This is a genomic window from Pseudomonas sp. 18058 (assembly GCF_902706155.1).
GTDB lineage: Bacteria > Pseudomonadota > Gammaproteobacteria > Pseudomonadales > Pseudomonadaceae > Aquipseudomonas > Aquipseudomonas rustica.
This window is the reverse complement of the sequence record NZ_CACSJY010000027.1, coordinates 31,218-54,415: the sequence shown is the minus strand read 5'-3', so window position 1 is coordinate 54,415 and position 23,198 is coordinate 31,218. Positions and strand designations below refer to the sequence as shown.

General features: G+C 60.9%; 21 protein-coding genes and 1 riboswitch. Of the genes, 6 read left to right on the top strand and 15 right to left on the bottom strand.

All coding sequences use genetic code 11. From position 1 onward, the window contains the following. Positions 1-8 precede the first annotated feature (8 nt). From uca to GVL50_RS16180, 6 genes are all read right to left on the bottom strand, one after another. Positions 9-3,656 carry an urea carboxylase gene (uca, locus tag GVL50_RS16205; RefSeq protein WP_159814202.1) on the bottom strand — a complete coding sequence of 1,216 codons (3,648 nt, stop codon included), beginning with the start codon at positions 3,654-3,656 and terminating at the stop codon, positions 9-11. Positions 3,657-3,909: 253 nt separating this feature from the next. Continuing rightward, on the bottom strand, positions 3,910-4,551 hold the full coding sequence (locus tag GVL50_RS16200) for an urea amidolyase associated protein UAAP2 (protein ID WP_053118023.1): 642 nt from the start codon (positions 4,549-4,551) through the stop codon (positions 3,910-3,912). Between the two features lie 11 nt (positions 4,552-4,562). After that, the gene (locus GVL50_RS16195; RefSeq protein WP_159814250.1) at positions 4,563-5,288 is read right to left on the bottom strand and encodes an urea amidolyase associated protein UAAP1; all 726 of its coding nucleotides are present in this window, start codon (positions 5,286-5,288) and stop codon (positions 4,563-4,565) included. 25 nt (positions 5,289-5,313) lie between these two features. Then, positions 5,314-6,102, bottom strand: coding sequence for an ABC transporter ATP-binding protein (locus tag GVL50_RS16190; RefSeq protein WP_053118025.1), 789 nt, complete (start codon positions 6,100-6,102; stop codon positions 5,314-5,316). Then, complete coding sequence (locus GVL50_RS16185) at positions 6,099-6,914, bottom strand: ABC transporter permease (protein WP_077571513.1); 816 nt, start codon at positions 6,912-6,914, stop codon at positions 6,099-6,101. The genes GVL50_RS16190 and GVL50_RS16185 overlap by 4 nt, the downstream gene beginning before the upstream one ends. 18 nt (positions 6,915-6,932) lie before the next feature. After that, positions 6,933-8,000 carry a putative urea ABC transporter substrate-binding protein gene (locus GVL50_RS16180; protein ID WP_159814200.1) on the bottom strand — a complete coding sequence of 356 codons (1,068 nt, stop codon included), beginning with the start codon at positions 7,998-8,000 and terminating at the stop codon, positions 6,933-6,935. Between the two features lie 63 nt (positions 8,001-8,063). After that, a riboswitch (guanidine-I (ykkC/yxkD leader) is annotated at positions 8,064-8,164 on the bottom strand. Positions 8,165-8,607: 443 nt separating this feature from the next. Here GVL50_RS16180 and GVL50_RS16175 point away from each other — a divergent pair. After that, positions 8,608-9,015, top strand: coding sequence for a hypothetical protein (locus GVL50_RS16175; protein WP_159814198.1), 408 nt, complete (start codon positions 8,608-8,610; stop codon positions 9,013-9,015). A gap of 55 nt (positions 9,016-9,070) precedes the next feature. Here GVL50_RS16175 and GVL50_RS16170 read toward each other — a convergent pair whose 3' ends face one another. Further along, positions 9,071-10,183: an enoyl-CoA hydratase/isomerase family protein gene (locus tag GVL50_RS16170; RefSeq protein ID WP_159814196.1), complete on the bottom strand. Its 1,113-nt coding sequence runs from the start codon at positions 10,181-10,183 to the stop codon at positions 9,071-9,073. Between the two features lie 132 nt (positions 10,184-10,315). Between GVL50_RS16170 and ung the strand changes: the two genes are divergently transcribed. Beyond that, a complete protein-coding gene (gene ung, locus GVL50_RS16165; RefSeq protein ID WP_159814194.1) occupies positions 10,316-11,011 on the top strand; it encodes a uracil-DNA glycosylase in 696 nt (231 codons plus the stop codon). A 145-nt stretch (positions 11,012-11,156) separates the two neighbouring features. Here the strand turns inward: ung and GVL50_RS16160 are convergent, their stop codons facing one another. The 5 genes from GVL50_RS16160 to GVL50_RS16140 form a co-directional block, all read right to left on the bottom strand. Continuing rightward, positions 11,157-12,191 (bottom strand): AbrB family transcriptional regulator, encoded by a 1,035-nt coding sequence (locus GVL50_RS16160; protein WP_159814192.1) that lies wholly within the window; start codon positions 12,189-12,191, stop codon positions 11,157-11,159. Continuing rightward, the gene (locus GVL50_RS16155; protein ID WP_053118038.1) at positions 12,184-13,698 is read right to left on the bottom strand and encodes a tripartite tricarboxylate transporter permease; all 1,515 of its coding nucleotides are present in this window, start codon (positions 13,696-13,698) and stop codon (positions 12,184-12,186) included. Before GVL50_RS16155 ends, GVL50_RS16160 begins: the two co-directional genes overlap by 8 nt. A gap of 1 nt (position 13,699) precedes the next feature. After that, positions 13,700-14,158 carry a tripartite tricarboxylate transporter TctB family protein gene (locus GVL50_RS16150; RefSeq protein ID WP_053118040.1) on the bottom strand — a complete coding sequence of 153 codons (459 nt, stop codon included), beginning with the start codon at positions 14,156-14,158 and terminating at the stop codon, positions 13,700-13,702. 56 nt (positions 14,159-14,214) lie between these two features. Beyond that, on the bottom strand, positions 14,215-15,192 hold the full coding sequence (locus tag GVL50_RS16145; protein ID WP_159814190.1) for a tripartite tricarboxylate transporter substrate binding protein: 978 nt from the start codon (positions 15,190-15,192) through the stop codon (positions 14,215-14,217). A 97-nt stretch (positions 15,193-15,289) separates the two neighbouring features. Further along, positions 15,290-16,582, bottom strand: a complete 1,293-nt coding sequence (locus GVL50_RS16140) for an OprD family porin (protein ID WP_159814189.1) — start codon at positions 16,580-16,582, stop codon at positions 15,290-15,292. A gap of 236 nt (positions 16,583-16,818) precedes the next feature. On the opposite strand from GVL50_RS16140, the gene GVL50_RS16135 reads away from it, so the two are divergent. Next, positions 16,819-17,490: a response regulator gene (locus GVL50_RS16135; protein WP_053118046.1), complete on the top strand. Its 672-nt coding sequence runs from the start codon at positions 16,819-16,821 to the stop codon at positions 17,488-17,490. After that, positions 17,483-18,868 carry a sensor histidine kinase gene (locus tag GVL50_RS16130; protein WP_159814187.1) on the top strand — a complete coding sequence of 462 codons (1,386 nt, stop codon included), beginning with the start codon at positions 17,483-17,485 and terminating at the stop codon, positions 18,866-18,868. Before GVL50_RS16135 ends, GVL50_RS16130 begins: the two co-directional genes overlap by 8 nt. A gap of 106 nt (positions 18,869-18,974) precedes the next feature. On the opposite strand, the gene GVL50_RS16125 is transcribed toward GVL50_RS16130, so the two are convergent. Together GVL50_RS16125 and GVL50_RS16120 are read right to left on the bottom strand one after the other, a co-directional pair. Beyond that, on the bottom strand, positions 18,975-19,796 hold the full coding sequence (locus GVL50_RS16125; protein WP_159814185.1) for an HDOD domain-containing protein: 822 nt from the start codon (positions 19,794-19,796) through the stop codon (positions 18,975-18,977). A gap of 34 nt (positions 19,797-19,830) precedes the next feature. Beyond that, positions 19,831-20,772 (bottom strand): folate-binding protein YgfZ, encoded by a 942-nt coding sequence (locus GVL50_RS16120; RefSeq protein WP_159814183.1) that lies wholly within the window; start codon positions 20,770-20,772, stop codon positions 19,831-19,833. Positions 20,773-20,922: 150 nt separating this feature from the next. Here GVL50_RS16120 and GVL50_RS16115 point away from each other — a divergent pair, with 150 nt between their 5' ends. Further along, positions 20,923-21,177: a succinate dehydrogenase assembly factor 2 gene (locus GVL50_RS16115; protein ID WP_053118052.1), complete on the top strand. Its 255-nt coding sequence runs from the start codon at positions 20,923-20,925 to the stop codon at positions 21,175-21,177. After that, positions 21,161-21,613: a protein YgfX gene (locus GVL50_RS16110; protein ID WP_159814181.1), complete on the top strand. Its 453-nt coding sequence runs from the start codon at positions 21,161-21,163 to the stop codon at positions 21,611-21,613. The genes GVL50_RS16115 and GVL50_RS16110 overlap by 17 nt, the downstream gene beginning before the upstream one ends. Here GVL50_RS16110 and nadB read toward each other — a convergent pair. Beyond that, positions 21,582-23,198, bottom strand: coding sequence for an L-aspartate oxidase (gene nadB / locus GVL50_RS16105; RefSeq protein WP_159814179.1), 1,617 nt, complete (start codon positions 23,196-23,198; stop codon positions 21,582-21,584). The two genes, GVL50_RS16110 and nadB, sit on opposite strands and share 32 nt — an antisense overlap.

Here is a 23,198-nt window from a genome sequence, read left to right as displayed (position 1 = left end):
AATTGGCTTCAGTCGAGTTCCAGCACCACGACCCGTTGTCCCGCACGCACCGCCGAACCGGGTTGCACACGAATCTCGCGCACCACGCCGGCCATCGGCGCGAGCAGCGGAATCTCCATCTTCATCGACTCGAGAATCACCAGCACATCGCCGGCCGCAACACGGCTGCCAGCCTCGACCTGCACCTGCCAGAGATTGCCGGCGATGTGGCTGTCGACGCTGTGTTCACCCTCGGCCAATGGCGCGTCTTCGGCGGATGGCGCCACGGCTTCTTCGCTGTCGAAATGCGCCTGACCGCTGGCGATCCAGCGTTCACGCTCAGCATTGAAGGCGCCCTGTTGCTGGGCGCGAAAGGCGTTGATGCCCTCGGCTTCACGACTGAGAAACGCCTGATAATCTGCGAGGTTGAGCTGGCTGTGTTCGATGTTCAGATCGAAGCGCCCCAGCGGAAAATCGCGGCGGATGCGCAGCAGCTCGTCGGCGCTGACCGGGTAAAAACGGATCTGGTCGAAGAAGCGCAGCAGCCACGGTTTGCCGTCGAACGCGGCGACTTCGCGGTAGCGATTCCACATCTGCAAGGTGCGCCCGACAAACTGATAACCGCCGGGGCCTTCCATGCCGTACACGCACATGTAGGCGCCGCCGATGCCCACCGAGTTTTCAGCGGTCCAGGTGCGCGCCGGGTTGTATTTGGTCGTGACCAAGCGATGGCGCGGGTCGAGCGGCGTGGCCACCGGTGCACCGAGGTAAACGTCACCAAGGCCCATCACCAGATAGCTCGCATCGAATACGGTGCGCTGCACTTCGTCGAGGTTCGGCAGGTCGTTGATGCGGCGGATGAACTCCAGATTGCTCGGGCACCACGGCGCATCCTTGCGCACGGTGGTCATGTATTTCTCGATCGCCAATTGGCAAGCCGGGTCATCCCAGGACAGCGGCAGATGGACGATGCGCGACGGCACTTGCAGGTCGTTGGCGGCGCACACCGCGTCCCATTCGCCGGCGATGATGCCGAGGAGATCGGCGAGCGGCAGTTGCTCCGGCTGGTAGTGGATTTGCAGCGAGCGGATGCCGGGGGTGAGGTCGATCACGCCGTGCAGGGCTTTGTGTTCCAGCGCCTGCATGAGGGCGTGGGCGCGGAAGCGCAGGACGAGATTGAGCTCCGGCTCGCCGATTTCCAGCAATAGGTGAGTATCCCCGGAAACCCTTGCAACAAGCCGCACATCCCCTTGACCCAACGCCAACACCACAGGCGACACCAAACCCTGTGGGAGCGAGCCTGCTCGCGAATGCGGTGGATCAATCAATACTGAGGTGTCTGAAATATCGCGTTCGCGAGCAGGCTCGCTCCCACAGTGGGAATCCCATTTCAGGGCGAGGTTGCGGGCGGTTTTGAGGTCGATCGGAATGAACTGGACTTTATCGCCCGCCTTGAGCTGCCCGAGTTGCCACAAATCCGCCTCGATCACCGTCACCGGGCAGACAAATCCGCCAAGGCTCGGGCCATCCGGGCCGAGGATCACCGGCATGTCCCCGGTGAAATCCACCGCGCCAATGGCGTACGGATTGTCGTGAATATTCGAAGGATGCAACCCGGCTTCACCACCGTCCGCGCGTACCCATTCCGGCTTCGGCCCAATCAGCCGAACACCGGTGCGGCTCGAGTTGAAATGCACTTCCCATTGGGTTTCAAAGAACGTGCCGATGTAGTTCTCAGTGAAATACTCCGGCGCAGCGTGCGGGCCGTAGATCACCCGAATCTGCCGCACGGCGGGCAGCGCGGTGACGTGTTCTTCAGCCAGTTGTTGACCGCTGCTGCGATCAGTCAGAGCAGGCACATGCAACACGTCACCCGCGCGCAACGCGCGACCACCGTGCCCACCAAACTGACCCAAAGTGAAGGTGCTTTTGCTGCCCAGATAATCCGGCACCTGCAAGCCACCGCGCAGGCACAGATAGCTGCGCGCCCCGGCACCGCTGATGCTACCCAGATGCAACGTCGCACCCGCCGGGATCAGCAGGGCGGTGTTCATCGGCACGCTGTCACCCTCAAGCGTCAGCGCGATCGGCGCACCGGTCACCGCGATCACCGCTGTACAATTGAAGCGCAGCAACGGCCCGCTCATGGTGATTTCCAGCGCCGCCGCGCCTTCAGCATTGCCGAGCAAGCGATTGCCCAGACGCAGCGCGCGGCTGTCCATCGGCCCCGACGGCGGCACACCGACCGCCCAGTAACCGAGGCGACCGGGATAATCCTGCACGCTGGTTTGCGTGCCTGCGCTGAGCACTTCAAACGTGTTGGCGCGATAGACCAGACCTTCCAGACAACGCGTCCACGGCTCACCGCTGGCGAACGGTGTGTCGAGGAGAATTTGCCGCAGGTAATCACGGTTGGTTTCCACGCCGTACAACAGACTGTCGCCCAGCGCTTGATGCAATTCGGCCCGTGCCTGTTCACGAGTGGGCGCCCAGGTAATGACCTTGGCGATCATCGGATCGAAATACGGCGGGATCTCGCAACCCGCTTCGACCCATGTATCGATGCGCAGTTGAATACCGTTGGCCGGCGGAAACTGCACTGCCGTCAGCAGGCCCGGACTCGGCTGAAAATCACGCCCCGGGTCTTCCGCATACAGCCGCGCCTGAATCGCATGGCCTTCGGGTTTCAACGGACGATACAACTCGTTCAGTGGCGGCAGATCACCGGCGGCCAGCTCCACCATCCAGCGCACCAGATCCACACCCCAGACCTGTTCGGTGACGCCGTGCTCGACCTGCAAGCGCGTGTTCACTTCGAGGAAATAGAAGCGCTGCGCCTCGCTGTCGAAAACGAATTCCACGGTGCCGGCGCTGCGGTAGTTAACGGCTTTCGCCAGTTTGATCGCCGCCGCGCACAGCTCTTCGGCCATGCCGTCCGGCAGGTTTGGTGCCGGGGTTTCTTCGAGGACTTTCTGATTGCGCCGTTGCACCGAGCAGTCGCGCACGCCGAGGGCGATGACTTCACCGCGACCATCGCCGAACACCTGAACTTCCAAATGGCGGGCGCGCTGGATGTACTTCTCGATGAACACGCCGGCGTCGCTGAAGTTGTTCTGACCGAGGCGTTTGACTGCCTCGAACGATTCGCTCAATTCGCTGGCGCTGCGGCACACGCGCATGCCGATGCCGCCACCGCCAGCGGTGCTTTTCAGCATCACCGGGTAGCCGACTTGTTCGCCAGCAATCAGTGCAGCGTCGAGGCTGTCGAGCAGTTCGGTGCCTTCGAGCATCGGCACGCCGTGCTGTTTGGCCAGGGCGCGAGCGGTGTGCTTGAGGCCGAACACGCGCAGTTGCTCCGGTGTCGGGCCGATGAAGGCAATGTTCTGCGCCTCGCATGCTTCGGCGAACGCGGCGTTCTCGGACAGAAACCCGTAGCCGGGATGGATCGCCGTGGCACCGCTGTGCTTGGCGATGCCGAGGATCTTGTCGACGGCCAGATAGGTGCCGGCAGCGGCGCCTTCACCGAGACTGTGCGCTTCATCGGCTTGCAGGATGTGCAGGCTGGCGGCGTCGGCTTCGGAGTACACGGCCACGCCTTTGACCTGCAATGAGGCGAGGGTGCGCAGGATGCGGCAGGCGATGGCGCCACGGTTGGCGATAAGGATTTTTTCGAACATGGCATAACCCCTGAAGGGGAAGCGGGCCGTCCCGCCGTTTTTCGACAGACATCCGGGCCGTCCCGGATGACTTAAATCCACGCTGCACCTGTAGGAGCTGCCGCAGGCTGCGATCTTTTGATCTTGAATTTTCAAAAAGCAAAATCAAGAGATCGCAGCCTGCGGCAGCTCCTACAGGGGAGCGGTTATTTGATGCACTGCCCGGAGCGCGCCTGGCACAGGGCGAAAAGCAAGCGGCGTAAACGGCGGATAGTCAGTTCCATACCAGCAGCTCCGCAGGTGTCGGGTTGTAGGCATTGCACGGATTATTCAGCTGCGGACAATTGGAAATCAGCACGATCACGTCCATCTCCGCGCGCAAATCGACGTACTTGCCCGGCGCCGAAATTCCGTCTTCAAACGTCAGTCCACCGTCCGCCGTGACCGGCACATTCATGAAAAAATTGATGTTCGGCCCGATGTCGCTTTTGCCCAAGCGTCCGTCATGCACACACGCGCGCAGGTAGTTGTCGCGGCAGCTGTGCATGTAGCGTTTTTCCAGGGCGTAACGCACGGTGTTGCTCTCTTGCGCGCACGCACCGCCGAGGGTGTCGTGGCGGCCGCAGGTGTCGGCGACGATGGTCAGCATCGCGTGGCCGAGGTTGGAATAGAGCACGCTGCCGGTGCTCAGATAGACGCTGTTCTGCCGGCGCAAAGTGCGTTGCACGTCGTAGCGTTCCTTGGGATTGGCGACGCTGTAGAACAACGTATCGACCGCTTGATTACCTTCCAGATCAAGGATGCGCAGGGTCTGCCCGGCCTTGACCTCCATCAGCCACGGCTCACCGGCCGGGATCGTGGCGCGGTACACCGCAGCGTCGGGTTGTTTTTGCGAAGTGGCGATAGCAACTGACATGGCAGCGATCCTCAGGCAAACAAACGGTCGGTGTTGATAAAGCCGCGCTCATTTTCCGGGCGCGAGGTGCGGCAGTGTTCGGCGACGCTGGCGTCGGCGTTCATCCAGCTCAGCTTCAGCGGTTTTGGTGCATATTCCGGCGCCGGATCCATCGGGTGTTGCAGTGCGGTGAGCACCACCAGCGTGTCCATCGGCGCGTACAGTTCGATGTAGTCGCCGGCCTTGGAATTGCCCTCGACGAAGTGGAAACGCCCGGCCTCATCGACGTTGACGCGGCTGAACAAATTGAGGGTCATCAACAGGTCGGACAGGCCCAAACCCCACTTGCCGAGTTCCACCAACAGGTTGTCGGTGCCGTTGCGGTAGAAGCCATTGCGCAATTCCTGATAGCGGCCCTGACCGTACTTTTGCGCGACCTCTTCGGCGCAGAGCACACCGCCGAGGCTGTCGCTCCAGCCGCACGTGTCAGCAGTGATTGCGGCCAGCACGCGGCCCATGTCCGAGTACAGGCAGTGACCGCTGGTGAGTTTGGCGGTGTGTTGGCATTTGAGGCTGTCGGGCAGGTTCAGCCGCTCGGTTTTTTCGTTGGCATTGAGCAGGGTCAGGCTGACGTTGGCGCCGCCGCGCAGATCGGTCAGGCGCAGCAATTGCCCGCGCTTCAACACGAAGGAACGGTGGCCGCCACCGGGGAGCATTTCTTCGGCGAAGGGTGGAAACAGTTGGGTCGAATCAGTCATCGGCTTATTCATCAGAGCAGTCCTCTCAAGCGGTGCGAAGGGCGCCTGCCAGTGGCAACGGCAGGGCGTCGACGGCGGCGCGTTGGGCGCGGCGGTCGCTGTTCAAAGGGATGTCGTAGGTGATGCGCGCGCCATAGGCGCCGGGGGCGTGTGGGTCGAGGCGCACTTTGTCGAAGACCAGCAAACGCGTGCCGAGGCTGAAACCTTCGGACAGATCATGAGTGACCATGAACACGGTCAGTCTGGTCTCGCGCCATAGCTCCAGCAGCAAGGCGTGCATGTCTTTACGGATGCCCGGATCGAGCGCGCCGAACGGTTCGTCGAGCAGCAACACGCGCGGTTTCATGATCAGCGCCTGAGCAATCGCCAGCCGTTGCTGCATGCCGCCGGACAACTGCGCCGGATACTTGTCCAGCGCATGACCGAGGCCGACTTTGTGCAGCAGCGCCGCAGCCTGTTCGCGCGCGTCACGTTTGCCGCTGCCGAACAACCGCCCCAGCAGCGGCGCACGCGGCAATTCGAGGCCGAGGGCGACGTTGTCGAGCACGCTCAGATGCGGGAACACCGAGTAGCGCTGAAACACCACGCCACGGCTGGCATCCGGCTCACTGGCCAGCGCTTGACCGTCGAGCAGAATTTCGCCGCGACTCGCCGTTTCCTGACCGAGCAGCAGACGCAGGAAGGTCGATTTGCCGCAACCGGAGGCGCCGACCAAGGTGCAAAATTCGCCTTCGTTGACATTCAGGTTCAAGCCTTCCAGCACCACTTGATCGGCGTATTGCTGCCAGACGTTTTTCACGGTGATGAAGCTCATTTGGCCGCCCCCTCATACCAAGGGAACGCCCGCCGCGTCAGGTATTTCAGGCCCCAATCCATCAGCCAGGCGAGGAGGGTGATCCACACCACGTACGGCAGAATCACGTCCATCGCCAGATAACGCCGTACCAGAAAAATCCGGTAGCCGAGGCCGTCGGTGGAGGCGATTGCTTCGGCGGCAATCAGGAACAACCACGCCGAACCCAGCATCAGCCGCAACGAGATCAGCAAGCGCGGCAACAGTTGCGGCAGCACCACGCGCAGCATCAGCGTCCAGGTCGAGGCACCGAGGGTCTGCGCCTTGATCAGCAGTTCGACCGGTATTTCGCGGGCACGCTGCTCCAGATCACGAGCAAGCGCCGGGGTGATGCCGATGACGATCAGCATGACTTTCGACAACTCGCCCAAACCGAAAACGATGAACAGAATCGGCAGGATCGCCAGCGGCGGCACCATCGACAACACCGTCAATAATGGCGACAACGGCGCGCCGAACAGCGGCAGTGTGCCGGCAGCGATGCCCAGGCACAGCCCGGCGAGTGCGGCGATGCCGAGCCCAATGGCCAGGCGCCGCAGACTCGACGCGGTGTCCTGCCACAATAGGTAGTCACCGGTGCGGCTGTCGGCATTGAAGGCCAGACGTTTGACCGCATCGGTCATCTGCACGGCGCTGGGCAGCAGTTTGTCGTTAGGGTTGTCCGCCAGGCGCTCGGCCGAGCCCATGAAGTAGGCGAACAGCAGCAGAGCGAACGGCAGGATCACCAACAACAGGCGACTGGGGCGATCCGGGTGGCGATTGATCAGGCGCATGGCCAAATCCTCCGTGGCTTACAGCTTGGCGTCGGCAGCCATCTGCACGTAAGTCGGATCGAAACGCAGCTTGAGGTTGCCGGTGTCGCCACTGGTCACGCCGTTGGCGAAGGCCATGCCGACCGCGCTGGTGTCTTTCGCGCCTTCACCGAGCAAGCCGTGCTGGAAGGAAAACTCGGCGACCTTGCGCATGGTTTCCGGCAGCTGTTGGCTGGTGGCGAAGTTCAGCGCTTCGCTTGGCGTGGCGAACAGTTTGGTGGTGTCGAGTTGTGCCTGGAATCCAGCGAGGTCGGTGCCCGAAGCTTTGGCCATGTGCTCCAGCGCAGCCTCGGCCGCGGCGTTCTTGGCGTTCATCAACTCGACCACTTCGAACCACGCGCCGGTCAGCGCTTTGCCCAGCGCCGGGTTGTCTTTGAGGGTGGCGCTGTTGACCACCATCATGTCCATGATCTCGCCGGGAATCTGGCTGGAGTTGAACACTTCGGTCACGCCCGGTTTGGCCTTGATGTCCGAGAGCATCGGGTTCCAGGTCGTCACTGCGTTGACCTGTTCGGTGTTGAAAGCGGCGGAGATGTCGGCGTCGGAGGTGTTGACCACTTTCAGGTCTTTCTCGGTGAGGTCAACCGAATCCAGCGCGCGGGCCAGCAGGTAGTGCGAGACCGACAGTTCGACCAGATTGACGTCCATGCCCTTGAGGTCGGTGACCTTTTTGCCGTCGCCCTTGAGGACGATGCCGTCGTTGCCGTTGGAGAAATCGCTAACGATCAGCGCGGTGCTGTCGACGCCGCCGGCAGCCGGAATGGTCAGCGCATCCATGTTGGTCATGGTGCAGCCGTCGAACTGGCCAGCGGTGTATTGATTAATCGATTCGACGTAATCGTTGAGTTGCACGACGTCGATCTTGATCCCGTATTTCTTCGCCCATTTATCGACGATGCCTTGGCTGCCGGCGTATTCCCATGGCATCCAGCCGGCGTAAATCGTCCAGCAGACGCTGAAGTGATCTTTCTGAGCGGCGGGGGCTTGGCTGCTGATAAGCGCGGCGAACGCGGCAGCGAGCAGGGCGGGCAAACGTAGTCGGGTCATGGCGGATTCTCCAGTTGATCAAGGGCGGACAGGAAGGCAACGCGGCACCGCGAACGGTGGCTTGTCTCCCGGGCTTTTGTCCCGCCGTGTAACCTCAACTGGAGGTCGCCAACTCTCGGACCAGCCACTCGCGATTGCGAGCCGGAACCCTAGTCAGCCATTGCAAATTGTGGTGCCGCGAACCTGTGATATGACTCCTGCACAGGTTTGCTAAAGCGAGAGGCGTGCCAAGTCGCGCCAGGCGCTCTGGCACGGGCGCGCGGGTTGCATAGGGGTGGCGGCGCGGGCGCTGAGGCGCTTTGTGTTGGTGCGCGGCTGCACCGTGATGCAGCGTGTTTGCCGCTGATCCGATGGTTTGCGCCGTTGGCATCGTGGCGGTTACGGACGCGGTTATCACGGCGGCGGTTATCACGGAGGCCACCATTAATCAGTGGCTGAATGACCGCGTCTGGCGGATGAACAAGCTTTCATAAATCACTTGTTTCAACTTGTTGCAGGGTCGCACCAGATTCGGAAAACGCTGTCTGATTTTTCGACAGTCACCGATTAAATGACTGTCGCCTGCCAGCGTCGCTGGTACGGCCAACCCGCGGTCCAGGAGGCCGCCATGTATAGACGAATTCTTCTGCTTGCTGCATTGATGTTTTCGGTTACCGGTTGCGCCCCTTACTCCTACGCGGACTCGTATTACAGCTCCGAGGTTTACACGTCACCGGCACCGGCCTACTACAACACAGGCGGCACTTATTACAACGGCGGCAGCCGCTATTACGCCCAGCCGCGTTACTACCAACCTGCACCGCGGTACTACCAGCAACCGCGTTATTACCAATCGGCGCCGCGCTACTACCAACCGGCCCCACGCTACTACGAAAGCCGCCGTTGGCACGGCAATGACCGCGGCAATTGGGAAGGCCACCGTCGCGGCGGTTGGGACAATGATCGCCGCGGTCGTGGCAACTACGACCGACATAGCGGCCGCGGCGACCACAACGGACGTGGCAACCGCTGGTAATCACCCGCAAACAGAAAGCGGCGCATGAAGCGCCGCTTTTTTTTGTGCGCGAATTTTAATACTGCGTCAAATCCGCCAACGGGTGCCGACCTTCCCAAACCTTGTGAAAGTGCGCCTCGACCACCGCGTCCGGCACGTTGTTGATGTCCGGCCAGTGCCAGTGCGGTTTTTGATCCTTATCGATCAACCGCGCGCGCACGCCTTCGCTGAATTCCGGGTGCCGGCAGCAATTGAGGCTCAGGGTGTATTCCATCTGGAAAACCTCGGCCAGCGACAGATGCCGCGCACGAATGATCTGTTCCCAGACCAGATGCGCGGTCAGCGGCGAGCCTTCGCTCATGGTCTTCGCGGCCCGGGCGATCAATGGATCGCTGCTGTCGCGTTGCAGGCTGATGGCTTTCCAGGCGCAGGCCACGTCGCTGACGTCGAGCAGTTCGTCGATCTGCTGACGACGCGGCAGCCACTGCGCTTCGGGCATTTGCACCACGGCTTCCTGCTGCAAAGCCTTGAGCAGACTGTTGAGCTGCCGATCGATCTGTTCCTGCCAGTTTAGCTGCAGCAGGCCTTCGATCAGTTCCGGTTGCTGTTCGTCGAGCAGGAAGCGGTCGGCCAGATCCAGATCGATCGCATCGCGCCCATTCATGTGCGCGCCGGTCAGGCCGAGGAACAAACCGAGTTTGCCCGGCAGCCGCGCGAGAAACCAACTGGCGCCGACATCCGGATACAGACCAATGGTGATTTCCGGCATCGCCAAACGGCTGCTCGGCGTGACGATCCGCGTACTCGCGCCTTGCAACAGGCCCATACCGCCGCCCAGCACATAACCGTGGCCCCAGCAGATCAGCGGTTTCGGATAAGTATGCAGGTTGTAATCCAATCGATATTCCGCGCTGAAAAACTGCGCGGCCAAGGGCGGCACTTCTCCGGGGTGGGCACGGCAGGCTTCAACCAGGCTGCGCACTTCACCGCCGGCGCAGAAGGCTTTGGCGCCGTTGCCGCGCAGCAATACGCAGACGATTTGTGGATCCTTGGCCCAGGCGTCGAGTTTGTCGCTCAGGGCGTTGATCATCGGCAGGGACAGCGCGTTCAGCGACTTTTCAGCATCCAGGCTGGCGATACCGATGCGGGCGCCGTCGGTGCCGGTGAGTTCTTCGAAGTGCAGATTCATCGTGACCTCGATCGGGAATTTGAACGATCAGTATGATCGTTGTGGGGGAAAGTGCCGGATCTGCGTCAGATCAATTGACAAGCGTGGTCGGCTTTCCTAGGGTTCGCCCCATTGTTTTTGCCGGGTATGACCATGACTGCTGACGACCGTATCAAACTCGAACCGAGCTGGAAGGAGGCACTGCGTGCTGAGTTCGACCAGCCCTACATGACAGAGTTGCGCAATTTTCTGCAGCAGGAGCGGGCGGCCGGCAAGGAAATCTACCCGCCGGGGCCGATGATTTTCAATGCCTTGAACTCGACGCCGCTGGAAAAAGTGAAGGTGGTGATACTCGGCCAGGATCCGTATCACGGCCCGGGTCAGGCCCATGGCCTGTGCTTCTCGGTGCAACCGGGCGTGCCGGCGCCGCCGTCGCTGGTCAACATCTATAAAGAGTTGAAACGCGACCTGAACATCGACATTCCCGCTCATGGCTACTTGCAGAGCTGGGCCGATCAGGGCGTGTTGATGATCAACACCACCATGACCGTCGAACGCGCCAACGCCAATGCGCACAAGGACAAGGGTTGGCAGTTTTTCACTGACCGGATCATTGAACTGGTCAGCGAGCGCCAGCCGCATCTGGTGTTCATGCTCTGGGGCGCGCATGCGCAGAGCAAGCAGAAGCTGATCGACGCGACCAAGCACCTGGTGCTGACGTCAGTGCATCCGTCGCCGTTGTCGGCTTATCGCGGGTTTTTGGGGTGTGGGCACTTTAGCCGGACGAACAAGTTTCTTGAGCAGAATGGCGAAACGCCGATTGAGTGGCGTTTGCCGCCTGTCGCGTAATCTCGTTCCCACGCTCTGCGTGGGAATGCCTCAATGGACGCTCTGCGTCCGCTTGGGACGCGGAGCGTCCCGGGCTGCATTCCCACGCAGAGCGTGGGAACGATAATGTGGGAGCGAGCTTGCTCGCGAAAAGGGCGACGTGGTCTTACTCCGGACTACGATTCCAGTACTTGAACAACGGCTCCGCCAGAAACAGCACAAACAACAACCGCATCACCTGCATCGCCGTCACCAGCGGCACTGACAACTGCAGTGTTTCCGCCGTCAGACTCATCTCGGCAATCCCGCCCGGCATCATGCCCAGCGTCAGCGAACGCAGATCCAGATGCGTCAGCGCACTCAACCCCAACGCCGCCAACGACGCGATCAACATGGTCAGCGCCGTGCCAATCAACGTCCGCCCCATGAATGAAGGCGCACGCCGGAAGAACTGCCGGTTGAAGTGACAACCCAAGCCGCTACCAATCAACCACTGGCCAATCTGACTGCCACCATCCGGCAAACCGATGTGCAAATCCCAGGCGATGCTCACCGTCGCACTCACCAGCAACGGCCCGAACAGCCACGGATTGGGTTGGCGCAAACGCTGCCAAAGCCAAGCGAGCAAACCGCCCGCCGGAAACAGAATCGCCAGCCAGCGCCAATCGACGCTGCCAGCATGAGAAATCGGGTTGCCGTCACCGAGCAAATACTTGAACGCCGCCGGCACGCACAGCACCACCACCAACACCCGCAAACTTTGCCCCGCCGCCACATGGCTAAGCATCGCGCCATTGCGCGCGCCGAGATTGACCATCTCGCCGGAACCGCCGGGCATGCTCGAGAAAAACGCCGTGGCGCGATCCTCACCGGTGCGGCGCATCAACCACACGCCAACCACCGCCGACACACTGGTGACCAGCGCACCGAAGAAGATCAAGCCGAAATGACTGAGCACCTGCTCCATCACCACCGGGGTGAAGTGCAGCCCGATGCCAATCCCGACGATCCACTGGCCACACTTGCGGCCGCCAGGAATCTCGGTGAGCTGCCACGGCGTCAGGCAGCGCACGAGGATGATCGCCAGCAACGAGCCGACCATCCATGGCAGTGGCCAGCCGATCTGGCTGGCGAGGTAACCGCCGAGCAGACCGACCAGCGGGGTTCCCCACCAGGATTTCAGTGAGGCGCGATCAAACATCGGCGATGGCGCGACGCGCGACCGAACGTTTGCGCCAGATGCGGATCAGCGGGAAGGCCAGCATCAGCGCGGTCAGCACCCAGACACCGAAGGTGATCGGGCTCGACCAGAGGATCTCCAGTGCGCCATTAGAGATCGACAACGCACGACGCAGGTTCTGCTCCATCAGACCGCCGAGAATGAAGCCCAGCAACACTGGCGACAACGGGAAGTCGAGCTTGCGCAGGATGTAACCGAAGATGCCGATGCCGACCATCAGGAACAGGTCGAACGTGGTGGCGTGCACCGCGTAGACGCCGATCCCGGTGATGATCGCGATCACCGGCACCAGTGCCCAGTTCGGCACGGCGAGGATGCGGGTGAAGATGCGGATCATCGGGATGTTGAGGATCACCAGCATGATGTTGGCAATGAACAACGAGGCGATCAGGCCCCAGACGATGTCCGGTTGTTGCTGGAACAGCAGCGGGCCCGGGGTGATGTTGTACAGCGACAGGGCGCCGATCATCACCGCCGTGGTGCCCGAACCTGGCACACCCAACGTCAGCATCGGCACCAAAGCACCACAAGCCGACGCACCGATGGCGGTTTCCGGCGCGGCGAGGCCACGGGCATCACCCTGACCGAATTTGCCGCTGGCACCGGCGATGCGTTTTTCGGTCATGTACGCCACGGCGCTGGCCAGCGTCGCGCCAGCACCCGGCAACACGCCCATGATGAAACCAAGCAGGCCGCAACGAATGTTCACCACGAACACCGACGACGCTTCCTTGAAGTTGAACATCATGCGCCCGGTGGCTTTCACCGCTTCCTGACCGCGATGGGTTTTCTCCAGCAGCAACAGAATTTCACTGACCGAGAACAGGCCCAACACCAGCACGACGAATTGAATGCCGTCAGTCAGGTGAATGTTGTCGCCGGTAAAGCGGTACACGCCGCTGTTGGCGTCGATGCCGACACTCGACAGGAACAGTCCGATCAACGCCGCAATGAAGGTTTTCAACGGTCGATCACCGGCCATGCCGCCGAGACAGACAATCGCAAACACCATCAACACGAAGTATTCCGCCGGGCCGAAGGCTATCGCCCATTTCGCCAGCAGCGGGGCGAACAGCACCATGCCGCAAGTGGCGATAAATGCACCGATGAACGAACTCCACGCCGACAACGACAGCGCTACACCGGCCAGACCTTTGCGGGCCATCGGGTAACCGTCGAGGGTGGTCATCACGGTCGATGCTTCGCCCGGAATATTCAGCAAAATAGAGCTGATCCGCCCGCCGTATTCGCAGCCCAGATACACCGCTGCCAACAGGATCAGCGCCGATTCCGGCGGCAAACCAAGAGCAAAGGCAATCGGGATCAGCAGTGCCACGCCGTTGATCGGGCCGAGGCCCGGGAGCAAGCCAACGACGGTGCCGATCAGCGTGCCGGTCAGGGCTGTGACCAGGTTGTACGGGCTCAGCGCAACGCCGAAGCCTTGGCCCAAATAACCGAGGGTATCCATATCAGTTCTCCAGCACGTCGAGCAGGCCAAGGGGCAGCGGAACGTCCATCACACGGTCGAACAGCAGGTACAGACCGATGGCCATCAGCGTGGTGACTACGATGCTCGGCATCCAGCGACCGCCATACAGGCGCGCCATCGGAATGCCGATGAGGATGCTGCTGAGGATGAAACCCAGCGGTTCGAACAGACCGGCGAACACCAGCAGCAGGGCGACGCAGATAGCAATCTTGGTCAGGGTTTCGCGATCCAGTGGCGGCTCGTCCTCGCTGTGTTTGATCGGTGCCGGGCGAAACACCATGTACAACAGTGCCGCGCCCATCAGACCGAGCATCAGCAGCGGGAAGGCGCGCGGGCCGACCGGTTCGTAGGAAAAAGCCGCTTGGTACGGCCATGCCATCAGTGCCAGGCCGACACAGACCAGCAACAGCACCGAGGCGAAAATGCGTTGAATAAGCATGGGAGCTCCTGTGCCGCGTCCCCGCAATCGGGAACGCAGCCGCTAGACAGAGGCGATCACTGGATCAGGCCGAACTCTTTGGCCAGCACTTTGTAGTCGGCAACTTGCTTCTTCACGTAGGTGTCCAGCTCCGGGCCAGTCATGGCGAACGGGAACAGTTCACGCTGATCGCGCAGCTTGGCGAACTCGTCGGAGGCCAGCAGTTTGTCGAACGAGTCTTTCCACCAGGCGTAGTCTTCGTCGCTGACTTTTGGCCCCAGGTAGAACCCGCGCACCACCGGCCAGACGATGTCGTAGCCTTGCTCGCGAGCGGTCGGGATGTCTTTCATTTCCGGCTCGTCGAGGCGCTTGTCGGAGAACACCGCGAGCAAACGCATGTCGCCGCTCTGGATGTGCGGCATGGAGTCGGAGATGTCGGTACTGCCGACCTGGATGTGGCCGCCGAGCAGGGCGGTAGCGATTTCGCCACCACCTTCGAGGGCGACGTAACGCAACTCACGCGGGTTGATCCCGGCAGCCTTGGCGATCAGCGCGGTTTGCATCCAGTCCTGGCTGCCGACGGTGCCGCCGGAACCGATCACCACCGAGCCTGGATCTTTCTTCAGCGCTTGAACGAGATCGTCGAGGGTCTTGTAGGGAGAATCGCTTTTCACCGCGATGGCGCCGTAGCTGGTGCCGACGGCTGCCAGCCAACGCACGTTGGTCTCATCGAAACGACCAAATTTGCCTTGCGCCAGGTTCAGCAACGAACCGCTCGACCACGCGACCAGCGTGCCGGCATCGGCCGGACGCTGAGCGACCACCGCGTTGTACGCCACCGCGCCGACACCGCCGGGCATGTAGGTCACGCGCATCGGTTTGCTCAGCAGTTTCTGGTTGACCAGTGCGCTCTGCACCAGTTTGCAGGTCAGGTCAAAACCACCGCCGGGCGAGGCCGGGGCGATACACTCCGGACGTTTCGGTTCGGCCATCAACTGCCCGGCCACCAGCATCATGCCGGCCGCTAAAGCAACTTTACGCAGTGAAAAATTCATTGGTCTCTCCACAGATTTCTTGTTGTAAGGGCTTTTTGTGTAGGAGCTGCCGAAGGCTGCGATCTGTTGATCTTTCAACCCCCAACATTTCAATCAATTACCAAAGAGCAACGCTATAGCTCACCAGCAACCGCACCTCATCCGCATCGCGAGCCGAGTAATTGGAACGGTAAGTGGCATTCCTCAAACGCACGGCGACATCCTTCAAAGCGCCGCTTTGTACTACATATTTGATCTCGGTGTTGCGCTCCCACTCTTTGCCTTCCTCGCCGGTCTTGAGCTTGATGTTGTCACCGCTCAAGTAGCGGCTCATGAAGGTCAGGCCGGGGATGCCGAGTTTGGCGAAGTCGAAGTCGTAACGTGCCTGCCAGGAGCGTTCTTCCGCGCCGGCGAAGTCGTTGATCTGCACGAAGTTGACCAGATACGGGTCGCTGCCATCGACATACGGAAAGGCGCTGTCGCCGGACATGTGCTGATAACCGGCGCTGAACTTGTGCCCGCTCAACGCATAGCTGACCAGACCGTTGAGCGAGCGGTTGTCGATCTCGCCGCCACGGGCTGCGCCCTGATCATCACTGACGGCGAAACGCAGATCTGTGCCAAACGTGCCCGGGCCCATCGGCCGCGAGGCGACCAGGCCGAAGAAGTGCTGGTTGTAGACTTCGTCGAGTTGGGCGAAGTGGTAACTGCCGGTGATCTTGTCGGTGAACTTGTAATCGACGCCGCCAAAGTCGAAGTGCTTGCCGGCAGCGGTACCGGCGAAACGGCTGTTCTTGTTGTTAAGGGCGATGTCCTCGAAATCGGTGCTGTCGCGATCCTTGGCTTTCTCCAGTCGGCCACCGGTGAAGGTCAGGTTTTTGATCTCTTTGGAGGTTAGCAAACCACCTTCAAACGTCTGCGGCAGGATGCGTCCGTCGTTCGGTTTGAGGATCGGTAGCTCAGGAATCAGGCTGCCGATTTTCAGTTCGGTGGCGGAGATTTTCACTTTGCCGGTCAGGCCGAGCTTGGAGTATTCGTCCGCCGCGCGTCCGTCATCGTGGGTCGGCAGCAGGCCGGTGCCGGTGCGATCCGGGCTGGAATCGAGTTTGACGCCGAGCATGCCCAGCGCGTCGACACCAAAACCGACGGTGCCATCGGTGTATCCCGATTGCAGATTGAGCATGAAGCCCTGAGCCCATTCGTCACGCTTGGATTGCTGGGCGCTGGTGCCATCGCGGAAGTCGCGGTTGAAATACATGTTGCGGGTTTCGAAGGTGGCGCTGCTGTCTTCAACGAAGTCGGCAAAACTCAGCGGCGAAAAACCGGCAAGGGCGGCGGCACTGGCGAGGGCGGTGTGGCTGAAACGGGAAGGGCGAACAGGCGTGAATGCCTGAGGCTGCATGGACGGCATGCGGGTGTACTCCGTTTATTGTTCTTATTGGTCGAAAACGCTTCGTGGCGTTTTTCGTATCGCTGTGTGGCAGCAGCGACGGCAGTCGGGACTGTCCGTGGGCCGACTCTAACCGGCTAACCTTTCACTAACCTTTCAGCTGACTTTCACGGTTTTCGGGCTTCACAGCGGCGGTTGCGGCTGTAAACTCCGCGGCAAAGAGTGGCGTCGGCCATCCCTGAACGAGGTAAAAATCCATGCGTGTCCTGCTCGTCGAAGACCATTTGCAACTGGCGGAAAGTGTCGCCCAGGCGCTCAAGAGCACCGGTCTGACCGTGGACGTGTTGCACGATGGCGTGGCCGCTGATCTGGCCTTGAGCAGCGAGGAATACGCCGTGGCGATCCTCGATGTCGGCCTGCCGCGCATGGACGGTTTTGAAGTGCTGGCGCGGTTGCGCGCACGCGGCAAAAACCTGCCGGTGCTGATGCTGACCGCGCGCAGTGATGTGAAAGATCGCGTGCACGGTCTCAATCTCGGCGCTGACGATTACCTCGCCAAACCGTTCGAACTGACAGAGCTGGAGGCGCGGGTCAAAGCCTTGTTGCGCCGCAGTGTGCTCGGTGGCGAACGCCAGCAGCGCTGCGGTGTGCTGGCCTATGATCTCGACACGCGACGCTTCAGCCTCGGCGAAGAATTGCTGACGCTGACCTCCCGTGAGCAAGCCGTGCTTGAGGCGTTGATCGCCCGCCCGGGCCGCGTGATGAGCAAGGAGCAACTGGCCGCGCAGGTGTTCGGTCTCGACGAAGAAGCCAGCCCCGACGCCATCGAAATCTACGTGCATCGCTTGCGCAAAAAACTGGATGGTCAACCCGTAGCGATCGTCACCTTCCGTGGCCTCGGCTATCTGCTGGAAAGCCGTGATGCATAAGCCCAGCAGCCTGCGCTGGCGGTTGCTGTGGAACCTCGCGTTGTTGCTGGTGGTGTTGATGCTCGCCAGCGGATTGAGCGCGTACTGGAACGGTCGCGAAGCCGCCGACACTGCCTACGACCGCACGCTGCTGGCCTCGGCGCGCACCATCGCCGCAGGGTTGTCGCAACGCGATGGCAGCCTCAGTGCCGATGTGCCTTACGTGGCCCTCGATACCTTCGCCTACGACAGCGCCGGGCGTATCTATTACCAGGTCAACGACATCCATCAGAAGCTGATTTCCGGTTACGAAAATCTGCCCGGCCCGCCACCGGGCACGCCTCGAACTGACAGTTATCCGGCGCTGGCACGTTTCTACAACGCCACTTACAAGGGCCAAAACGTTCGCGTGGTCAGCCTGCTGAAAGCCGTTACCGAACCGAACATGAACGGCATGGCGGAAATCCGTGTCGCCGAAACCGACGAGGCGCGCGTGAGCATGGCGCGCAGTCTGGCCGCCGATACGTTGCTGCGTCTGGGCATGTTGGCGATTGGCGCATTGTTGTTGGTCTGGTTTGCTGTCAGTGCGGCGTTGCGCCCGCTGGAGCGTTTGCGCACGGCGGTGGAAGAGCGTCAGCCCGATGATTTGCGGCCATTGCCGCTGGTGGAAGTGCAGCATGAGTTGTGGCCTTTGGTGCGCGGGCTCAACCATTTCACCGAGCGGTTGCGCGTGCAGTTCGAGCGTCAGGCGCAGTTCATTGCCGATGCCGCCCATGAGTTGCGCACACCGTTGGCCGCATTGAAGGCGCGACTTGAGTTGGGGCTGCGCTCGAACGAGCCCGAGACGTGGCGCACGACGTTGGAATCTTCAGCGCAAAGCACCGATCGCCTGACGCATCTGGCCAACCAGTTGCTGTCGCTGGCCCGTGTTGAAAACGGCGCGCGGGCGATTGCCGAGGGTGGCGCGCAGTTACTCGACCTTAGCCAGTTGGCGCGAGAGTTGGGCATGGCCATGGCACCGCTAGCGCACAAACGCGGTGTTGCGTTGGCATTGGAAGCGGACGAGGCGGTGTGGTTGCGCGGTGAGCCGACGTTGCTCAATGAGTTGCTGAGCAATCTGGTGGACAACGCCTTAGCGCACACACCGCCGGGCGGCAATGTGATTCTGCGCGTGACGGCGCCGGCGGTGCTTGAGGTTGAAGACGACGGGCCGGGAATTCCGCTGGAAGAGCGTGATCGCGTGTTTGAACGGTTTTACCGGCGTAATCAGCAGGTGGCCGGGTCAGGGTTGGGACTGGCGATTGTCGGCGAGATTTGCCGGGCGCATCTGGCGCAGATCAGTCTGCATGATGGCGAGGAGGCGGGGTTGAAGGTGCGGGTGAGTTTTGTTGCCGGGTGATTGCGGCGCCTTTGATGGCCTCTTCGCGAGCAGGCTCACTCCTACATTGGAATGCGGTCTCCTGTAGGAGTGAGCCTGCTCGCGATGGCTTCACCAAGGTTTCAGATCAGTAAAACATCGACCGCGATTCTTCCAGATCCACGCACAGCGCTCTGTTCTCCGGATCAATCCCCAACTTCCTGAACGCCGGCACACTCGCCAGATCAATCCGCGCAAACGAATGGTCGGTGCCTTTACGGCAATGCAAGTTCGCCACCTGCACCAGATCGACATAATCAATCTGCGTCGAATCGCGTTTGAAATCCTGATAACGCCCCGGCAATTCCACCAGCCGTTCCGGAAACTCCCAGACCCGCAGCAATTTGTCACCGAGCAACGGATGAATGCGGTCGATCACATGGTTGAGGCTGACCGGATCCGACAGCAACTCATAGTGATCTTCGGCGTAAGTCAGAATCGGCAGCACACCAATCTGATGCACCAGTCCGCCCAGCGCTGCCTGATCCGGCTTGAGCTGGGTATAACGGCGGCACAGCGCGTAGCTGACCCCGGCGATTTCCAGACTGCTGCGCCAGACTTCGCGCATCTTCTGTTCGACCACTTCGGAGCGGGCGTGGAAAATCTGCTCCATCACCAGACCGATCGCCAGGTTGCTGCTGTAGTTGATGCCCAGCCGCGTGATCGCGGTGTGCAGGTCGGTCACTTCCTGCGCGGCGCGCAGTAGCGGGCTGTTGACCACTTTGATCAGGCGCGCCGACAGCGCGGTGTCGCGACCGATGACTTTGCTCAGGTCGCTGACACTGATTTCCGGATCTTCAGCGGCCTTGCGAATTTGCAGGGCCACTTCCGGCAACGTTGGCAGAACCAGGTCATCGTTATCGATGGCCTCAACCAAATCCCGTTGGACCTTTTCCGCCAGTTCGCTCATTTGGACTCTCTAGGGTGTTGCAACCAGGCTGCGATCAACGCTGGATTTCGCGGTCGCGATCCAGTTCGTAGGGCAAATCGAGCATTTGCAACGCAGGCCCTTCAAGGCTGCCCAGATGCAGATCGCCCGCTTCGGCAGCTTCGGCCTGCAGCACCGCCAGGAGTTCAATGTTTTGCTCGGCGTTGCCGGCCAGCACCACTTCACCGATGGAGCTGTTGTGGCTCGGCGCGAACAGCTGTGTGCCAGGCTCTGGCAGTTCGCTCGCGTCGAGGCTCAAGCGATACAGGCGACGTTTGAGTTTGCCGAGGTACTGCATGCGCGCGACGATTTCCTGGCCGGTGTAGCAGCCTTTCTTGAAGCTCACGCCACCGACGGCTTGCAGATTGAGCATCTGCGGAATGAACAGCTCACGGGTGCTCGGCATGACTTGGCCGATGCCGGCGCGGATCTGGCCCAGTAGCCATTGATTCAATGCGGCTTCTGGCAGTGCGGCGGACAGTCTGGATTTGATCGCATCGGCTTGATCGGCCGGTACCCACAGTTCCGCGCGATCCGGTGAGACGCGAATCGCAATCAACCCTTCGTTGCGCACGACACTTTCGGTTTCTGCCGGCAAGTCGAGACCAAGGCTGCTCAGGGCAGCGTCAGCGTGCGCCAGACCAAAACGCACCCAAGCGGCGCTTTCGTCGTTCAGTTTCGATTTGGAGAACACCGCGTATTTTTTCAGATCGGCCAATTGCGGCTCGAGCAACTCGCTGGCCATCGCCAGCACCACGCCGTCACCTTCGAGCAGAATGCGGAAACTCGACTGCATCCGGCCTTTCTGCGTGCAGCGCGCGCCAAGGCTGGCCTTGGTGTCACTGAGGTAATTGAGGTTGCAGGTCAGCTGGCCTTGCAGGAATTTTCCGGCATCCGCGCCGCGAACCGCGAGAACGCCTTCATGAGACAGGGTGCAGAAAAAAGCAGAATCGGCCATGGGTCTTCGCAGGGTAAAAAGTCTGGGGCACATCATAAGGGTGCGTTGTTGAAATGGGTAGTTGATAAAGGATCGGTGGTGCCCGACCAAAGCCGACTGTGCGACCCGCTTGGGGGCTGTATACTTGCCGCCAAATTTGAGGAGGGCCCCATGGTCGAACAAGTTGAACTGAATCGCCTCTTTTGGCACAGCCGCCGCGGCATGCTTGAGCTTGACGTGTTGCTGGTGCCGTTCGTGAAGGAGGTCTACGCGACGTTGAATCAGGTGGATCGCGATCTGTATGTGCGTCTGCTGACGTGCGAGGATCAGGACATGTTCGGCTGGTTCATGGAGCGCAGCGAGTCTGAAGATCCGGAATTGCAGCGCATGGTTCGCATGATCCTGGATCGTGTCCAGCCCAAGTAATACGTTCGAATGCCGCTGGCATGCCTCACGGCAGTTGCTGGCGGCGTATCTGTTGGCCCAGGCGTTCGCCTTGGGTTCATTGTTTCTTCTATCTATTCCACTCTGGGCCCATCTGCTCGGGGCTTCTGCTTGTCTGCTGCATGGCGTTTGGGTGTTGCCACGGCAGATCCTGCTGAGTCATCCACGAGCATTCTGCGGATTGCGCCGTGATGCCGATGGCTGGCAATTGTGGAATCAGGCGGCTGGCTGGCAAGCGGTGCAGCTGCGCCCGGACAGTCTGGCGCTGCCATTGATCGTGGTGCTGCGCTTTCGTTTGCGCGGCGAGTGGCGGGTCAGATCGATCTGTGTGCCGCGAGATTCGCAGGTCGCCGATATGCATCGACGCCTGCGAGTGCGGCTCAAGTTCAGCCGGCGTAGGTGGGCGGTATCAGAATAGTGTCGAGCGCTTCGGGCAGCAGATTCGGGTAGTCGAGGGTGTAATGCAGACCGCGACTTTCCTTGCGCTCCATGGCTGAGCTGATCATCAGTTCCGCCACTTGCGCCAGATTGCGCAGCTCGATCAGGTCACGGCTGACTTTATAGTTGCTGTAGAACTCATCGATCTCGTCCAGCAGCAAACGCACGCGGTGCTGCGCCCGTTGCAGACGCTTGTTGGTGCGCACGATGCCGACGTAGTCCCACATGAATCGGCGCAGCTCATCCCAGTTGTGCGCAATGATCACGTCTTCGTCGGAGTCGGTGACCTGGCTGGCATCCCAGACGGGCAGGGCGCTTGGCGCATCGATATCGTCGAGTTGCGCAAGAATGTCCGCCGCCGCCGAACGGGCATAGACGAAGCACTCCAGCAGCGAGTTGCTGGCCATGCGGTTGGCGCCGTGCAGGCCGGTGAAACTGGTTTCGCCGATCGCATACAAGCCCGGCACATCGGTGCGGCCTTGCTGATCGACCATTACGCCGCCACAGGTGTAATGCGCGGCGGGGACGACCGGGATGGGCTGTTTAGTGATGTCGATGCCGAAACCGAGGCAGCGCTCATACACAGTCGGGAAGTGGCTTTTGATGAATTCTTCGGGTTTGTGGCTGATGTCGAGATAGACGCAGTCGACGCCCAGACGCTTCATTTCATGGTCGATGGCGCGGGCGACGATGTCGCGCGGGGCCAGTTCGGCGCGCTTGTCGAAGCGGTACATGAAGCGTTCGCCATTGGGCAGCTTCAGATGGGCGCCTTCGCCACGCAGGGCTTCGGTAATAAGGAAGCTTTTCGCTTGCGGGTGATACAGGCAGGTCGGGTGAAACTGGTTGAATTCCAGATTCGCCACGCGGCAGCCCGAACGCCAGGCCATGGCGATGCCGTCGCCGCAAGCGCCGTCAGGGTTACTGGTGTAGAGGTAAACCTTGGCGGCGCCGCCCGACGCGAGGATCACGAATCGTGCGCCGTAGGTGTCGACTTCGCCAGTCTTGCGGTTGAGTACGTAAGCGCCGAGGCATCGATCGCCGTCCATGCCCAAGCGGCGTTCGGTAATCAGATCAACGGCAACCCGCTGTTCGAGCAGTTCGATGTTCGAGCGCTCTTTGGCTTGGGCCAGCAGGGTTTTGAAGATGGCTGCGCCGGTGGCATCGGCGGCATGAATGATGCGTCGATGGCTGTGGCCGCCTTCGCGGGTCAGGTGAAATTCGAATCCACCGTCTTCAGTACCGGACTGTTCGTCGCGGGTGAATGGCACACCTTGGTCGATCAGCCACTGAATGGCTTCACGGCTGTGCTCGACGGTAAAACGCACGGCGTCTTCGTGGCACAGACCACCGCCAGCATTAAGGGTGTCGTCGACGTGGGATTCGACAGTATCGGTATCGTCCAGCACGGCGGCAACGCCACCCTGGGCCCAGAAGGTCGAACCGTTGGCGAGATCGCCCTTGCTCAATACGGCAATGCGCAAATGACCCGGCAGGGTCAGCGCGAGACTCAAACCGGCAGCGCCGCTGCCAATGACCAGAACATCATGTTGGAATTGTTGGCTCAT

Coding starts and splice junctions, on each gene's coding strand:
- uca (WP_159814202.1), bottom strand. CDS start 3,656: ATGTTCGAAAAAATCCTTATCGCCAACCGTGGCGCCATCGCCTGCCGC.
- GVL50_RS16200 (WP_053118023.1), bottom strand. CDS start 4,551: ATGTCAGTTGCTATCGCCACTTCGCAAAAACAACCCGACGCTGCGGTG.
- GVL50_RS16195 (WP_159814250.1), bottom strand. CDS start 5,288: ATGACTGATTCGACCCAACTGTTTCCACCCTTCGCCGAAGAAATGCTC.
- GVL50_RS16190 (WP_053118025.1), bottom strand. CDS start 6,102: ATGAGCTTCATCACCGTGAAAAACGTCTGGCAGCAATACGCCGATCAA.
- GVL50_RS16185 (WP_077571513.1), bottom strand. CDS start 6,914: ATGCGCCTGATCAATCGCCACCCGGATCGCCCCAGTCGCCTGTTGTTG.
- GVL50_RS16180 (WP_159814200.1), bottom strand. CDS start 8,000: ATGACCCGACTACGTTTGCCCGCCCTGCTCGCTGCCGCGTTCGCCGCG.
- GVL50_RS16175 (WP_159814198.1), top strand. CDS start 8,608: ATGTATAGACGAATTCTTCTGCTTGCTGCATTGATGTTTTCGGTTACC.
- GVL50_RS16170 (WP_159814196.1), bottom strand. CDS start 10,183: ATGAATCTGCACTTCGAAGAACTCACCGGCACCGACGGCGCCCGCATC.
- ung (WP_159814194.1), top strand. CDS start 10,316: ATGACTGCTGACGACCGTATCAAACTCGAACCGAGCTGGAAGGAGGCA.
- GVL50_RS16160 (WP_159814192.1), bottom strand. CDS start 12,191: ATGTTTGATCGCGCCTCACTGAAATCCTGGTGGGGAACCCCGCTGGTC.
- GVL50_RS16155 (WP_053118038.1), bottom strand. CDS start 13,698: ATGGATACCCTCGGTTATTTGGGCCAAGGCTTCGGCGTTGCGCTGAGC.
- GVL50_RS16150 (WP_053118040.1), bottom strand. CDS start 14,158: ATGCTTATTCAACGCATTTTCGCCTCGGTGCTGTTGCTGGTCTGTGTC.
- GVL50_RS16145 (WP_159814190.1), bottom strand. CDS start 15,192: ATGAATTTTTCACTGCGTAAAGTTGCTTTAGCGGCCGGCATGATGCTG.
- GVL50_RS16140 (WP_159814189.1), bottom strand. CDS start 16,582: ATGCCGTCCATGCAGCCTCAGGCATTCACGCCTGTTCGCCCTTCCCGT.
- GVL50_RS16135 (WP_053118046.1), top strand. CDS start 16,819: ATGCGTGTCCTGCTCGTCGAAGACCATTTGCAACTGGCGGAAAGTGTC.
- GVL50_RS16130 (WP_159814187.1), top strand. CDS start 17,483: ATGCATAAGCCCAGCAGCCTGCGCTGGCGGTTGCTGTGGAACCTCGCG.
- GVL50_RS16125 (WP_159814185.1), bottom strand. CDS start 19,796: ATGAGCGAACTGGCGGAAAAGGTCCAACGGGATTTGGTTGAGGCCATC.
- GVL50_RS16120 (WP_159814183.1), bottom strand. CDS start 20,772: ATGGCCGATTCTGCTTTTTTCTGCACCCTGTCTCATGAAGGCGTTCTC.
- GVL50_RS16115 (WP_053118052.1), top strand. CDS start 20,923: ATGGTCGAACAAGTTGAACTGAATCGCCTCTTTTGGCACAGCCGCCGC.
- nadB (WP_159814179.1), bottom strand. CDS start 23,198: ATGAGCCAACAATTCCAACATGATGTTCTGGTCATTGGCAGCGGCGCT.